This window comes from Kitasatospora nipponensis, from assembly GCF_039528135.1.
Classification (GTDB): domain Bacteria; phylum Actinomycetota; class Actinomycetes; order Streptomycetales; family Streptomycetaceae; genus Kitasatospora; species Kitasatospora nipponensis.
This window is the reverse complement of the sequence record NZ_BAAALF010000040.1, coordinates 23,383-36,250: the sequence shown is the minus strand read 5'-3', so window position 1 is coordinate 36,250 and position 12,868 is coordinate 23,383. Positions and strand designations below refer to the sequence as shown.

The 12,868-nt window shown below is 73.7% G+C and carries 14 protein-coding genes; 7 read left to right on the top strand and 7 right to left on the bottom strand.

What is annotated here, in order from left to right:
* Positions 1–254 precede the first annotated feature (254 nt).
* Positions 255–770: a heme-degrading domain-containing protein gene (locus ABD323_RS14335; protein ID WP_344441887.1), complete on the bottom strand. Its 516-nt coding sequence runs from the start codon at positions 768–770 to the stop codon at positions 255–257.
* Positions 767–1,879, bottom strand: a complete 1,113-nt coding sequence (locus ABD323_RS14330; RefSeq protein ID WP_344441885.1) for a Gfo/Idh/MocA family protein — start codon at positions 1,877–1,879, stop codon at positions 767–769. The genes ABD323_RS14335 and ABD323_RS14330 overlap by 4 nt, the downstream gene beginning before the upstream one ends.
* A 55-nt stretch (positions 1,880–1,934) precedes the next feature.
* Between ABD323_RS14330 and ABD323_RS14325 the strand changes: the two genes are divergently transcribed.
* Together ABD323_RS14325 and ABD323_RS14320 are read left to right on the top strand one after the other, a co-directional pair.
* A complete protein-coding gene (locus tag ABD323_RS14325) occupies positions 1,935–3,086 on the top strand; it encodes an ROK family transcriptional regulator (protein ID WP_344441884.1) in 1,152 nt (383 codons plus the stop codon).
* A gap of 81 nt (positions 3,087–3,167) precedes the next feature.
* Positions 3,168–3,464, top strand: a complete 297-nt coding sequence (locus tag ABD323_RS14320; protein WP_344441883.1) for a hypothetical protein — start codon at positions 3,168–3,170, stop codon at positions 3,462–3,464.
* A gap of 124 nt (positions 3,465–3,588) precedes the next feature.
* Here ABD323_RS14320 and ABD323_RS14315 read toward each other — a convergent pair whose 3' ends face one another.
* From ABD323_RS14315 to ABD323_RS14305, 3 genes are all read right to left on the bottom strand, one after another.
* On the bottom strand, positions 3,589–4,680 hold the full coding sequence (locus ABD323_RS14315) for a vWA domain-containing protein (RefSeq protein ID WP_344441882.1): 1,092 nt from the start codon (positions 4,678–4,680) through the stop codon (positions 3,589–3,591).
* Positions 4,681–4,842: 162 nt separating this feature from the next.
* Positions 4,843–5,811 (bottom strand): SDR family NAD(P)-dependent oxidoreductase, encoded by a 969-nt coding sequence (locus ABD323_RS14310; RefSeq protein WP_344441881.1) that lies wholly within the window; start codon positions 5,809–5,811, stop codon positions 4,843–4,845.
* A 282-nt stretch (positions 5,812–6,093) separates the two neighbouring features.
* Complete coding sequence (locus ABD323_RS14305; protein WP_344441880.1) at positions 6,094–6,681, bottom strand: TetR/AcrR family transcriptional regulator; 588 nt, start codon at positions 6,679–6,681, stop codon at positions 6,094–6,096.
* Positions 6,682–6,841: 160 nt separating this feature from the next.
* Here ABD323_RS14305 and ABD323_RS14300 point away from each other — a divergent pair, with 160 nt between their 5' ends.
* Positions 6,842–7,750: an NADP-dependent oxidoreductase gene (locus tag ABD323_RS14300; protein ID WP_344441879.1), complete on the top strand. Its 909-nt coding sequence runs from the start codon at positions 6,842–6,844 to the stop codon at positions 7,748–7,750.
* Positions 7,751–7,900: 150 nt separating this feature from the next.
* A complete protein-coding gene (locus ABD323_RS14295) occupies positions 7,901–8,695 on the top strand; it encodes an alpha/beta fold hydrolase (RefSeq protein WP_344441877.1) in 795 nt (264 codons plus the stop codon).
* 57 nt (positions 8,696–8,752) lie between these two features.
* Here the strand turns inward: ABD323_RS14295 and ABD323_RS14290 are convergent, their stop codons facing one another.
* Both ABD323_RS14290 and ABD323_RS14285 read right to left on the bottom strand, forming a co-directional pair.
* A complete protein-coding gene (locus ABD323_RS14290; RefSeq protein ID WP_344441876.1) occupies positions 8,753–9,157 on the bottom strand; it encodes a DoxX family protein in 405 nt (134 codons plus the stop codon).
* A 1-nt stretch (position 9,158) separates the two neighbouring features.
* Positions 9,159–9,521, bottom strand: coding sequence for a VOC family protein (locus tag ABD323_RS14285; protein WP_344441875.1), 363 nt, complete (start codon positions 9,519–9,521; stop codon positions 9,159–9,161).
* Between the two features lie 154 nt (positions 9,522–9,675).
* Between ABD323_RS14285 and ABD323_RS14280 the strand changes: the two genes are divergently transcribed.
* The 3 genes from ABD323_RS14280 (at position 9,676) to ABD323_RS14270 (ending at position 12,850) form a co-directional block, all read left to right on the top strand.
* A complete protein-coding gene (locus tag ABD323_RS14280; protein ID WP_344441874.1) occupies positions 9,676–10,692 on the top strand; it encodes a helix-turn-helix domain-containing protein in 1,017 nt (338 codons plus the stop codon).
* A 232-nt stretch (positions 10,693–10,924) separates the two neighbouring features.
* On the top strand, positions 10,925–12,301 hold the full coding sequence (locus ABD323_RS14275) for a TolB family protein (RefSeq protein ID WP_344441873.1): 1,377 nt from the start codon (positions 10,925–10,927) through the stop codon (positions 12,299–12,301).
* A gap of 174 nt (positions 12,302–12,475) precedes the next feature.
* Positions 12,476–12,850, top strand: a complete 375-nt coding sequence (locus ABD323_RS14270; RefSeq protein ID WP_344441871.1) for a hypothetical protein — start codon at positions 12,476–12,478, stop codon at positions 12,848–12,850.
* The last annotated feature ends 18 nt before the right edge of the window (positions 12,851–12,868 follow it).

Here is a 12,868-nt window from a genome sequence, read left to right as displayed (position 1 = left end):
GGCGCCAACCCCGATCAGCGGCACCCCCTGGCCCTGAGGTTCGGGTACGTGGTGGGGTGGGCGAGCGGTGGGACCTCCCGGCAGGGGGCACAGGGGCGCGCCGGCGGCGGAACCTCGCTGGTGGCTCCCCGGCACGCCGCCGACCGCTCGGCCGGGTGCTCGGTCGACCGCTGCGCAGGCCCGCCCCGACCGTCCGCCGGGTCCGGCCGGTCAGCGGGCTACGGCTACGGCCCCATCTCCGGCTACGGCTCCGGCTACGGCCCCATCTCCGGCTCCGGCTGCGGCTGCGGCTGCGGTTCGGTGAGGTAGCGGGTGAGGGCGGTGACGACCAAGGCGTGGTCGTCGGCCTGCGGCAGGCCCGAGACGGCGACGGCGCCGACCACTCCGACACCGGCCACGGTGATCGGGAAGGCACCGCCGTGCGCCGCGTAACGGGCGGGATCCAGACGGGACTTGGCCTCGAAGGTGCTGCCCTGCGCGGCGAACCGCAGACCCACCAGGTAGGAGGAGTGACCGTAACGCTCGACCGTACGGGTCTTCCGGCGCAGCCAGGTGTCGTTGTCGGCGCTGCTGCCGGGCAGTGCGGAGTGGAAGAGCTGCTGCGCACCGCGGCGGATGTCGACGGCCACCGGCGCCGCGCGCTCACCGGCCAGCCGGACGAGGATGCCGCCCAGGCGCCAGGCGTCGTCGTTGGTGAAGTGCGGCAGCACCAGGCGGCGTTCCTGCTCCTCGATCAGCAGGATCCGGTCGGCGATCTCGGCGGGGGTCATGCGGGCGACTCCGTTGCGGTGAGCGATCCGACGCCGGTGTCACGGAGGCCGACCGTGCGGCCGGTGGCGGCCGAGTGGCGGGCGGCCTCCAGGACGGTGAGCGTCGCCACCGCGTCCAGTGGGTCGACCGGGACGGGGGCGCCGTCGCGCAGGGCGGCCGCGACGCCCGCGTAGAAGGCGGGGTAGTCGCCGGGGAGAGAGGGGTGGGGCCGCGCGTCCGGACCGGCGCCGAGCGTCCCGTGGTCCGCCTCGGGCACCGTGCCCCAGCCGGGGCCCGGGCGGTGGCCGGCGCGCAGGGCGTCCTCCTGGGGGTCGAGGCGGGGCGCGGTGTAGGCGGCCCGGTCGCCCAGGACTCGCAGGCGCGGTCCCGGCAGGCCGGCCAGCGCGCCCATCCACAGGTGGGACCGCACGCCGCCGGTGTGGGTCAGGGCGAGGAAGGCGTCGTCGTCCACCTGGGCGCCGGACCTGCGGGTGTCCACCTCGGCGTGGACCCGCTCGACCGGGCCGAAGAGCTGGAGTGCCTGGTCCACCAGGTGGCTGCCCAGGTCGAAGAGGACGCCGCCGGTCGCCGCGGCCGCCGCGCTCTGTCGCCAGCCCGGCTTCACCTCCGGCTGCCAGCGCTCGAAGCGGGACTCGAAGCGGTGCACCGCGCCCAGCCGTCCGTCCGCGATGAGCCGGCGAGCGGTCAGGAAGTCGGCGTCCCAGCGGCGGTTCTGGAAGACCGTCAGCATCAGGTCGCGCCGGCGCGCCTCCTGGACCAGGGCGCGCGCCTCGGCGGTGGAGGCGGCCAGCGGCTTGTCGACCACGACGGGCAGACCCGCCGCCAAGGCGGCACGGGCGACGGGGACGTGGGTGTGGTCGGGCGAGGCGACCACGACCAGGTCCAGCTCGTCCGCGGCGGCGAGCAGCTGGTCGGTGTCCGCGACGATCCGGGCGTCCGGGTGGTCGGCGCGCAGTGCGGCCCGGCGCCCGGCGTTCGCGGTGACCACGGAGTGCAGGCGCAGTCCCGGGGTGGTGGCGATGAGCGGGGCGTGGAAGGCGGCGCCGGCCAGTCCGTAGCCGACCAGGGCGACGCGCAGCGGGGAGGAGGGGCTGACATGGGGGCTCATGCGCCCTACTTAAGCAACAGTGTTGCCTAAGTGCAAGCGCGGCAGAATGACCTCCATGAGCACACCGCCCAGCAGCACCCCGCCGCCCCGGAGCACCGCGCCGGCCGGCAGCAACCTCACCGGGCTCCGCGACCACAACACCGCCCTGGTGCTGAGCCTGCTGCGCGAGGCGTCCCGGGGCAGCAGCCGGGCGGAGCTGGCGACCGCGACCGGCCTCACCCCCCAGGCGGTCAGCAAGATCGTGGCCCGGCTGCTGGCCGCCGAGCTGGTCGCCGAGGACGGGCGCGGGCCCTCCACCGGCGGCAAGCCCCGCACCGTGCTGCGCCTGCGCCCCGACGCGGGGTTCGCCGTCGGTGTCGAACTGGACCGTCGGGAGACCACCGTGCTGCTGGTGGACCTGAGCGGCGAGGTCCGCCACCGCGCGACCATGCCGACGGGCCTGGCCGACGCGCCCCCGCGGCGCACCGTCGAGCTGCTCGCGACCGCGGTGCGCGAGGCCCTGCGCGCCGCACCCGACGGCGCGAACCTGCTCGGGGTCGGCGTCGGGTGCCGCGGTCCGCTGGACCACGCGGCCGGCGTGCTGCACCGTCCGGCCGGTCTGCCCGCCTGGGACCGCTTCCCGCTGCGCGAGGCCCTGGCCGCCGAACTGGCTCCGCTGCCGGTCCACCTGGACAAGGACACCAACACCGCCGCCCTGGCCAGCGCGGCCCCCGGCCAGACGGCCTACCTGCACTTCGCCGACGGCCTGGGAGCCGGCCTGCTGCTGGACGGCGCGCTCTACCGCGGGGCGCGGACCAACGCGGGAGAGTTCGGCCACCAGGTCCTGCAACTCGACGGACCGCCGTGCCGCTGCGGCGCGCGCGGCTGCCTGGAGGCGCTCTGCCTGGCCGCCCTCGACCGGGACGACACGCGGACGGCGGCCAGGTTGCTGGCGGTCGGGGCGGCCAACCTGGTCCAGCTGCTGGACGTCGACCGCCTGGTCCTCGGCGGCCGGACCATCCTCGCCGCCCCCGAGCCGTACCTGAGCGAGATCGCCGAGCAGCTGGCCGACCGCCTGCCGGACCGGTCCTGGCAGCACGTCCCCGTCTCGCTCACCCCCGCGGGCCCCGCCGCTGTCGCGATCGGCGCGGCGGAACTCGTCCTCGCACCGGTCTTCGGGCGGGGTCAGGGCCCGGGTCTTCGCGCCGAACCCGTCTCCCGTCCCTGAGTGGCGCTGGACCCACGCGTACGTCCAAGGCGTCCAGGGCCACGCTGGCGCCGACGGGCCCGGGCAGGGCAAGGTGTGGTCATGTCCGAACGACGCGACCGCCGCCGCCTGCACGCCCGAGCCCGCGCACTGGGGGTTCCCCTCGAGCAAGCCGTCCGCCGGGCACCCTCCCGAACGACCCGGCCGGTCATCAGGCCCGACTGGCCGGAGACCACCCTGCCGGAGCGCGACATCACCCGCTCGGAGGCCCGGCAGACACGGCCGCCGGCAGCAGCGCTCTGCTGCGTCGTCACGCGCACCCGCGAAGTGCTCGACGGCGGGACCGTCGTGCTGCTCACCCGTCACGCGACCGACTGCCCGGTCTGGTCCGCCCGCTGATCCGCCGGTGAGGCGGTCGGTCCCGCCCGGAGTCCCGCCACCGGGCCCGGTCACCCGCGCCGGTCGCTGCGGGCGCCGGCGGTCCCGTTCGGCCACGGGCCCCGCAGTGACCGGGCCGGCCGGGCTACAGGAGAACGAGCAGCTTGGTGCCCGGCACCAGCTTGCGGTTGACGGAGGTCGACTGGACGAACACGGTGTACGACGGGTTGTCGCCCGGCTTCACCGTGGTCTGCGACTGTGGCAGGCCCAGGAGTTGGCGGGCCGCCGGACCCGAGAACACCCGGCCCGTCATCCGGCCGGTGGCCGGGTCCTTCTCCGCCACGGCGAGCTGCTTGGTGCCCTGGATCGTCTCGCGCTTGGAGAGCTCGTAGAAGGCGCAGCCGGTCCGGTAGGGATGTCCGGCGCTGGTGACGAAGTCGCGGATCGGGGTCGGCTGGTCGACCGGGACCAGGATGTACGTGCCGGCGTGCAGGGCGTCGAGGTTGGCCTTGACCTCGGCGGGCTTGAGGTCCTGGCCCATGGCGAACAGGTTCCGGGTGCCGCGCACACCCTTCTCGCGGCCCTGCAGGAAGCTCGACGCAGCCGACTTGACGGTGCCGATGGCCTCCTCGACGCCCTTGCTGGAGTCCGCGTCCCAGATGGCGATGTTGCCCGCGGGGAAGCCGTACTCCTGGGCGGTGCGCTTGGCCAGGGAGTTGGGGACCAGGATCGCCGAGGTCCAGTGCTCGGGCAGGTCGCCCATGGCACGGTGGATGCGGTCCATCCACCGGCGCAGGACGGCCCTGCCCTGGCCGGCGCCCATGCGGGTGTGCATCTGGCCGGTCTCCGCGAGGCCCGAGGCGTTCTCCTCGCCGTCGGTGACGACGACCTGGAGGAAGGCGTGCTCCCCGTACCCCTCCCAGATGTTCTTGAGGTCGTCGACGGACTTCACGGCCGCCTCGATCAGCGCCGTCGCCCCGTTGTCGACCTTGTAGAGGCCCCGCAGGGACGGCAGGTGTTTGACGTCCATGTCCCAGACCAGGTTCTGCACGTGGTGGTCGAAGGCGTAGAGGCTGATCCGGGTCTCATGGCCGAGCCGGTCGGACTCCTCCTGCAACCCCTTGACGAACTCGTCGACCACACGCACGAGTTGCGTCTCGTGCTGGCGCATCGAGCCGGACTTGTCGACCACGAGCGAGACGTGGTTGACCTTGTGGCTGAGCCTGTTCGCGGACATGGCTGTGCCCCCTGGGGTGAGTGGTTGCTTGACGCCTCTTCGACGCCTCTGCGGCGTTCCCTCGAGCGTTGATGCCACTCTATGGCGGGGCACTGACAGAACGACCGTCCGCAATTCCGGCTGCTCCCCGCCGCCTCCCGACCGGCGCCCGACGCCCTCGCCTCAGGTCGCACCGAACCCTGTCGGTGCGGTGAACGCCGGCTCGCTGCCGGTCAGGTCGCGGCTGACCGCCCACAGGCGTGCCGCGGTCGTGGTGTCGGTCAGGTGCTTCCAGAGGGGTTCGATCCTCGGCGTACCGCGCAGCCCGAACGCCCGCGGACTCAGCAGCCGGCCGCCGCGCACGCTCGGGTCGAGCACGGCCCGGACGGCGGGCCATGCGGCGGCGTCCTTGCCCTGGACGACCAGACCGAGCGGCAGGCGGCTCAGCCGTTCGCCGGCGGTCCGGACGTGGATCGGCGGGCGCGAGGGGGTGAGGGAGTCGAGGGCGCCGCCGGGGTGGACGAGCACGCTCAGCGTCGTGCTGCCGGCGGCGCGCAGACGGCGGTCGAGTTCGAGGGCGAAGAGCATCTGGGCCAGCTTGGAGCACCCGTAGGCGCGCTTGGGCCGGTAGTCGTGGGCACTCTGGAGATCGTCGAGGTCCAGACGTTCGGACTTGGCCGCGAAGCTGCCGGTGGTGACGATCCGGCTGCCCGGGGTCGCCAGGAGCAGCGGGGCCAGGTGGTGGGTCAGCGCGAAGTGACCCAGGTGGTTGGTCGCGAACATCAGCTCGTGGCCGCCCCCGGTCTCACGGCGCGGCGGGTGGTCGAGTGCCACCCCGGCATTGAGGACGACCCCGTCGAGGCGGTCCAGGCCGAGCCCGTCCACCGACGCCTCGAGCGTGGCGAGGTCGGCCAGGTCCAGCGGCATGTGCCGCACCCTGGCTCCGGGTACCCGCGAGCCGATGGAACCGATCGCGGCCTCGGCCTTCGCCCGGTCGCGGCTGCCGAGCACGACCGTGGCCCCGGTGGCGGCCAGCTGCTCAGCGACGAAGTACCCGATGCCCGCGTTGCCGCCGGTGACCAGGAAGCTCCTTCCCCGCGCGGGCGGCAGCCGGTGGACGTCCCATCGCGGGGCGTGGGGTGCGGAGGGCATGGGGGCTCCCGGGAGCTCGAAGTGGTCGGCAGGAGGGCGGGCCCGCACCTTCACGGCCGGCCCCGCCCGGTGTCGACGGTCCCGGGGGCCGCTGACATCCCACCGACAGATCGCCGTCCCCGCTGACAGCCCGCCGACACCGTGCGGGCCCGGGTCGGCGAGGCGCCCTCTCGTCCGGTGCACGTGCCCGGGGGCCGCGCCCCGCACCGCGCGAGGCGTGCGCCACCTGACCCCACACGTCAATCCGACGGTCGGACGGGCCCCGGCCCTCGATGGGACCGGCTACCGCTCGTCGGCGTCGACGGTGGTGAGCCACTGCGCGACGGTGGCGTCGATGAAGTCGTCACTCGCTTCGGCGCGGTCGAAGAAGAGCCGGGCGAGGAGCGGCCCGTAGAGCAGGGTGTACTGCTCGGGGGTGATCGTCAGGCCGGACGGTTCGAGGAGCTCGTTCAGGGCGGCGTGACGGTCCACGACGATGTGCTGCAGGGCCTGGGCACTGTCCGGGTCGTGGTCGGCGTGGGCGGCCATGGCGAGGGCGGCGGTGCGGGTGGCGGGGTCGGTGATGCCGGCGCGCAGGCTGACCAGCCAGGCGGTGGCGACGGCACGCACGTCGGGGCCGGGCTCGGGGTAGCCGAGGTCGGGGCCCTGCAGCGTGAGGTCGCAGAGGAGGGCCGCCCGGGTGGGCCAGTGCCGGTACAGGGTCTGGCGGGTGACGCCGGCCCGTTCGGCCAGGAGCGCGTAGGTCAGCCCGGTGAGCCCGACCTCGGGCAGCAGTTCGCGGGCGACGGCCAGGATGCGGGCCCGGGTGCGCTGAACGCGGGGGTTGTCCGGGTTCGGCTGACGGAGGTGGACGGGCGGCTTGGACGTCATGGGGGTCATCCTATCCAGAAATCACACACGGAGTGTGACGCAGCCCACTCGACATCGGCTTCACATTTCATACGACTCGTGTGATACACCTGAAAGAGCAATCACACGCACCGGATGATTCTCGGTGAGTGTGTTCCCTCCATCTCTCCTTGGAGTTCCGATGTCCACCGCGATCACCTTCTCCCGCTACGGCAGCCCGGACGTCCTCACCCGGGCCGAGGTCGACGCTCCCGAGCCGGGGCCGGGCCAGGTCCGGATCAGGGTCCGGGCGGCCGCCGTCAACCCGATCGACCTGAAGATCCGCTCCGGAATGATGGCCGGCATCATGCCGGTGGAGTTCCCGCACCTGCCGGGCTGGGACGTGGCCGGCGTCGTCGACCTGGCCGGCGAGGGCGCCGGTGCCGAGGTCGGCGACGAGGTGTTCGGTGTCGCGACCGCCGGCGGCTACAGCGAGTACGCGCTGCTGGAGCGCCCGGTCGCCAAGCCGGCGGACGTCCCGTTCGAGACCGCGGCCGCCCTGGTGACCGTGGGCGAGACCGCCTACCGCGCCCTGCACCACCTGGGGGCCGGCCGGGGCGAGACCCTGCTGATCCACGGCGCGGGCGGCTCCGTCGGCACCTTCGCGCTCCAACTGGCCGTCGCCCGAGGGGTGACGGTGGTCGCCACCGCCGGCGCACACGACCTCGACCGGCTCACCGCGCTCGCCGCCACCGCCGTCGCCTACGGCGAGGGCTGGACCGAGCGGGTGAGGGCGGTCGCCCCGCAGGGCGTGGACCGGGTGCTGGACGCCTCCGGCGCCGGCGTGCTCGCGCCGTCGGTCGCCCTGACCGGGGACGCGGCCCGGGTCATCACCATCGCCGACATGGCCGCCGCCGAGCACGGGGTGCGTTTCACCGGCGCCGACCCCACCGACCGCCTCCCGCAGGCCCTGCCCGAGCTGGCCGGCCGGCTCGCCGCCGGCACGCTCGACCTGCCCATCGGCGCCACCTACCCACTGGCCGAGGCCGCCCGCGCCCACCGCGACATCGAGGCCCGCCGTGCCCGGGGCAAGGTCGTCCTCCTGCCCTGACCGAAGACCCTCGCCCCACCCCACCGCCCCCGCCACCCCGCGCGGGAACGAGCAGGGGCCCCACCGAAGCCGCGCGTGCCCCCCAACACCGGCACGCGACCGGGCCACCCCGACCCGCTGATCACCCACCTCCCGAAGGAGTAGTCCCTCATGTCCGCACGCCCCCTGCCCGAGGCGACCTACGCCCGCACCGTCCTGGGCTCCGGCCCCGGCCTCGCCCTCGCCCACGGTGCCGGCAGCAGCACCGCCGGCACCTACGGACCGATCCTGGAAGGCCTCGCCGCCGGACACACCGTCGTCGGCGTCGACTACCCCGGCAGCGGCGACACCCCCCGCTCCACCACGCCGCTGCACCTGGACGACCTCGCCGACCAGCTCGTCGCCGCCGCCGTCGCCGAAGGCCTGGACACCTTCGCCGTGTCCGGATACTCCCTCGGCGGCCCGGTCGCCGTCCGCGCCGCCACCCGCCACCCCGAACGCGTCACCGCCCTCGTCCTGACCGCCACCATGGCCCACCCCAACAACCAGCAGGCCCTGACCGCCAGGGTCTGGAGCAAGCTCGCCGCCACCGGTGACCGCCGCCTGGTGAGCGAGTTCCTCTTCCCGCACGCCCTCAGCCCCCAGGCCATCGAGGCCATGCCCGCCGAGCAGCTCGAGCAGGTCATCACCCACGCCGCCGCCGACATCGCCGACGGCACCCTCGAGCACGCCGACCTGGCCGGCCGGATCGACGTCCGCGACGACCTCGCCGCCGTGCGCGTCCCCACCCTGGTCATCTCCACCACCGCCGACCACCTCGTCCCGCCCGCCCTGCACCGCCACCTCGCGGAGAACATCGCCGGCGCCCGGTTCGCCGAGATCCCCACCGGCCACCTGCCCATGGTGGAGCGCCCCGAGCAGTGGCAGCACCTCATCACCGCCTTCCTCGCCCGGCACGGCGGGTGAACCGGTGCGGGCCCGGCGTCCACGAACGCCGGGCCCACGCACACGACCCCGGGGGTCCTACTGGAGCCTCACCCTGCCCGGGCGCAGGAGTTCCTTCCAGTGCGCGGGCCAGTTCGCCAACGCGATCGCGGCGACGACCAGGAGGTGGATGGGGGCGTCGAGGCTCTGCGAGATCGGGTCGTGGTTGACCATGTGCGTGGTGACCGCACCGTCGAGGACCAGCACGAGACCCGCGGCGCCCAGGAACCGGGCCGGTCTGCGGGGGACGACCAGGAGCACGGCGCAGATCAGCTCCACGGTCCCCACGAAGAAGCGGAACCAGGCCGGGTATCCCCAGGCCACGAACTTGGCGGCGTAGTCCTGGCCCAACGGTCCCGTGCCGGGCCAGTACTTGGTGATGGCGCCGAGCAGGAACTCGGCCGCGACGATCCAGTAGACCGTGGTGATGATCCGTGTCCGCATGTCAGACCCCCGCTTCCTGAACCAGACCGATGATGTTCCCGTCGGCGTCGACGGCCAGGGCCGTCAGCTTGCCGCCGCCGACGTCGATGACGTCCTGCCGCAGGGTGGCGCCGGCCACCAGCAGGCGCTGAAGGCTCTCCCTGATGTCCGCGACGTGCCAGTAGCAGACCGGTCCCGTCATGCCCTGCCGGTGCCCGTTGGGATCCAGCCCGATCTCCCGCCCGTCGACGTGGTAGCCGACGAAGTAGACCTCGTCCATGTATGGCTGCGTTCCGAGCAGTGCGCCGAAGAACGCCTTGGCCCTCGTGAGGTCGCCGACGGGATAGACGATCGTCTTGACCGTCGCTGCAACCGCTTTCATCATGATCTCCGTTCTCGCTGGTGAGCGGGCTTGTCCCCAACGTAAGGCAGGACGGCTCCCCCGCCATGAGACCAGGACGCGCCACCCACGGGACCGAACGCGCCACGGGGTGAATGGGGTTGACTGTGGGTCAGCCCTCTGTCCTAGGCTGTCGCCCGTGACGAAGGGATCGATACCGCCCTACGTGGTGCGCCTTGTCCTGGAGGCGGCGCGGGCGGCGGGGGCCGCACAGGAGGAGCTCGACCGGCTACCCGGGGTCGGGGTCCTCGACCAGGAGGGCATCCGCGTGCCGACACGGATGCTGACGCGCGTGTGGGAGGTCTCGGCCGACGCCTTCGCGCAGGCCGGCGGAGCCCCGAGAGTCGCGCAGCTGTGGACTCCCGGCCGGTTCCACGTCTGGGACTACGTGATCAAGTCCGCGGCCGACCTGACCGAGGCCTTCCAACTCGCGGCGGAGCACCTTCCCGCCATCACCGATCCGGACAGCGCCTTCGACGTCACCCGTGACGCGGCAGGGCAGTTGACCGTCGCGACCCGCCCGGTCCCGAGCTTCGGCCGGGTCGGCGCCCTGATCGCGGAGTTCGTCCTCGGCCTGCTGCTGAAGCAGGCCTGCACGGCACTGGGCCGGCCGGTCAGCCCCGTCGCCGTCACGGTGGCCGGCGAGCCACCGCGGCTGCAGGAGCACCTGATCGAGGCGTTCGGCACCCGCAACATCCACTTCCACGCGCCGGTCTCGTCCATCACCTTCTCGGCCACCGACGCGACCGAACCGCTGCCCGGCTCCGACCCGGCCCTCGCGGTCATCGTGAACGATCACGCCGCTCACTCGATCAGGTCCGCCCGGATCATCATGGGATGGCTCGACAAGGTCCACTCCGAGATCGGCGAGGAGCTCGCCGGCGGCGCCCCGTCCCTCGACCGGGTCGCCCACCGCCTGACCATGAGCCCGCGCACCTTCCAGCGCCGGCTGCACGAGGAGGGCACCAGTTGGCGCGAGGAGGTGGAGAAGGTGCGCGAGGCCGAAGCCACCCGTCTGCTGCGGGACACCGGCCTCAACATCGACACCATCGCCGCCCGCGTCGGCTTCTCCGACGTACGTGCCCTGCGCCGCGCCTTCCACCGCTGGCACGGCCGCGGTCCCGCCGACTTCCGGCGGCAGCTCTCCCCCCGGTAGCGGCCGAACTCACCCCGCTCCGCCTGCCTTCGGCGGGCCCCACCACCGGCCACCTGCCGCCCCGCGGGCACCACGTGCCCCACGGGCGGACCCCTGCGCCGGTGGCTGTTTTCGGTCGGCTTCGGCCACCCCCATTGACCGTCGGCGGCATCCGGCGTTTGGCTCTGCCTGAACCCACCGACGTGCCGGCCGGGGTGGGGTCGCAGCAGCCATCCAGGAAGGACGGATCAGCGTGGAAACGACCAACCGAACGGCACGGACAGAACGCCGACTCGCGCTCGGCGCCTGCGTGTTGGCGGCGGCCGCAGCCGTCGCGGGCACCGCGGCGCCGGCCCAGGCCGACCCGGCGTGGGCCCCGATCTCCCAGGTCGACGTCGGGGCGAGCGGCGTGCCGGCGGATCAGGCCTCGACGAGCCTCGGGCTGAGCCAGAACGGCCACTACGCCCTGTTCAGCTCGTCGGCGACCAACCTGGTGCCGGACGGCGCGAGCGTCGGCTTCGGCCTGTACGTGCGCGACCTGCGCACCGGCCGGACCGAGCTGGTCAGCCGGGGCGACGACGGCACCCCGCTCACCGCGCTCGACGACGTCGCGGGGATCAGCGGCGACGGCCGCTACGTCGTGTTCTCCAGCGGCGCCGCCGACGTGGCGCCCGGGCAGCCCGCCAACGGCGCGTACAACGTCTACGTCCGCGACCGCGTCACCGCCCGCACCCACCTCGTCTCCGCCGGCCTGGCGAGCGGCGCAGCCGACAGCGACCTCGGCGCCTACCACCCGGCCATCAGCGCGGACGGCCGCAGCATCGTCTACATGTCGACCCGCACCGACCTCGTGCCGGGCGCCCCCGTCCGGCCGAACACCCGCAACATCTTCGTCACCGACCGCGTCAGCGGCCGCACCCGCCTGGCGTCGGTCGGCGCAGGCGGACAGGCCGCCGACAACGACTCGGACAATCCGACGATCAACGCGGACGCCACCACCGTCGGCTTCAGCTCCAGGGCCGGCAACCTGCTCCCGCAGACGGTCCGCCCCAGCGACACCACCGCCCAGCCCTTCGCGCGGTTCACCAGCCTCTACACCTACGACCTGCACAGCGCCACCACCACCGCGACCGGCCTCGCCTCCGACGGCACCGCAGGCTCGGCGGCCCCGAAGATCCGCTTCAGCCCCGACGGCCGCTACGCCGCGTACGCCCTGAGCGCGGCCCCACTACCGGGCGCCAAGTCCCGCACCGAGCTGTTCGTCCAGGACCTACGGACCGGCCGGGTGACGAGCGTGCGCACCTCGCCCGACCCGGCGGCGATCTGCTGGGCGGACCCCTCCGCGGCCATCACCGCCGACGACCGGTGGGTCTACTTCTCCGGCGGCTGCTCCGCCACGATCATCCACGCCTCGCAGGCCCGCTTCGACCTCTACCGGCAGAACCTGACGACCGGCCGCACCGAGGCCGTCAGCACGGCCCCGGACGGCTCGCCACAGGAGGGCGCCGCGGTGGACCCCTACGTGTCCGACAACGGCAGGACGGTGCTGTTCAGCGACAACAGCACCAACCTGCTGCCCGGCGGGACCGCGTCCGCCGACTGGCACGTCTACGCCCGCACCCGGGGCTGAGAGCGGGCCGTCCCGGTGGGCCCGACCGGCCACCGGGCCCACCGGTAGGCCGGGGTGCACCGGAGTGCCGCGGGTGCCGACCGGCGCGCGGCGACGGTCCTGGGACGACGGATAATGGTCGAGCCGCCGGCCGGTCGCGCCGGCGGCACCGATCGAGGGAGAGGCAGCGGACGGATGACCCTGGAGGAAGGCCGGCGTGTCAGGTTGGCCGAGGACGTCGGGATCGGCGAGGCGGTCGCCGGGCAGCCCGAGGCCGTCGTCGGATTCCTCTCGCTGGGATCCGGGATCGAGGGCACCGTCGAGCGGGTCGACGGGGAACTGCCGCAGAGCGAGGAGGCCCGCGAGTACCAGCGGCTCAGCGAACTGTTCGAGGACTACGGCCACACCATGCCGGCGGCGAGCCGGAAGCGGCTGGAGGGGAAGATCGCCGCGCTGGAACCGCAGTGGGCCGCCGCCCGCGAGCGCGGGAGGCAACGGACCTTCCGGGTGCGGCTGGACAACGGCTTCGTGCTGGACGGCCTGCACCAGGACATCCTGACCCCGCTGTGACGCACGAGGTCCTCGTGC

Coding starts and splice junctions, on each gene's coding strand:
- ABD323_RS14335 (WP_344441887.1), bottom strand. CDS start 770: ATGACCCCCGCCGAGATCGCCGACCGGATCCTGCTGATCGAGGAGCAG.
- ABD323_RS14330 (WP_344441885.1), bottom strand. CDS start 1,879: ATGAGCCCCCATGTCAGCCCCTCCTCCCCGCTGCGCGTCGCCCTGGTC.
- ABD323_RS14295 (WP_344441877.1), top strand. CDS start 7,901: ATGTCCGCACGCCCCCTGCCCGAGGCGACCTACGCCCGCACCGTCCTG.
- ABD323_RS14270 (WP_344441871.1), top strand. CDS start 12,476: ATGACCCTGGAGGAAGGCCGGCGTGTCAGGTTGGCCGAGGACGTCGGG.
- ABD323_RS14320 (WP_344441883.1), top strand. CDS start 3,168: ATGTCCGAACGACGCGACCGCCGCCGCCTGCACGCCCGAGCCCGCGCA.
- ABD323_RS14310 (WP_344441881.1), bottom strand. CDS start 5,811: ATGCCCTCCGCACCCCACGCCCCGCGATGGGACGTCCACCGGCTGCCG.
- ABD323_RS14325 (WP_344441884.1), top strand. CDS start 1,935: ATGAGCACACCGCCCAGCAGCACCCCGCCGCCCCGGAGCACCGCGCCG.
- ABD323_RS14305 (WP_344441880.1), bottom strand. CDS start 6,681: ATGACGTCCAAGCCGCCCGTCCACCTCCGTCAGCCGAACCCGGACAAC.
- ABD323_RS14300 (WP_344441879.1), top strand. CDS start 6,842: ATGTCCACCGCGATCACCTTCTCCCGCTACGGCAGCCCGGACGTCCTC.
- ABD323_RS14290 (WP_344441876.1), bottom strand. CDS start 9,157: ATGCGGACACGGATCATCACCACGGTCTACTGGATCGTCGCGGCCGAG.
- ABD323_RS14285 (WP_344441875.1), bottom strand. CDS start 9,521: ATGATGAAAGCGGTTGCAGCGACGGTCAAGACGATCGTCTATCCCGTC.
- ABD323_RS14315 (WP_344441882.1), bottom strand. CDS start 4,680: ATGTCCGCGAACAGGCTCAGCCACAAGGTCAACCACGTCTCGCTCGTG.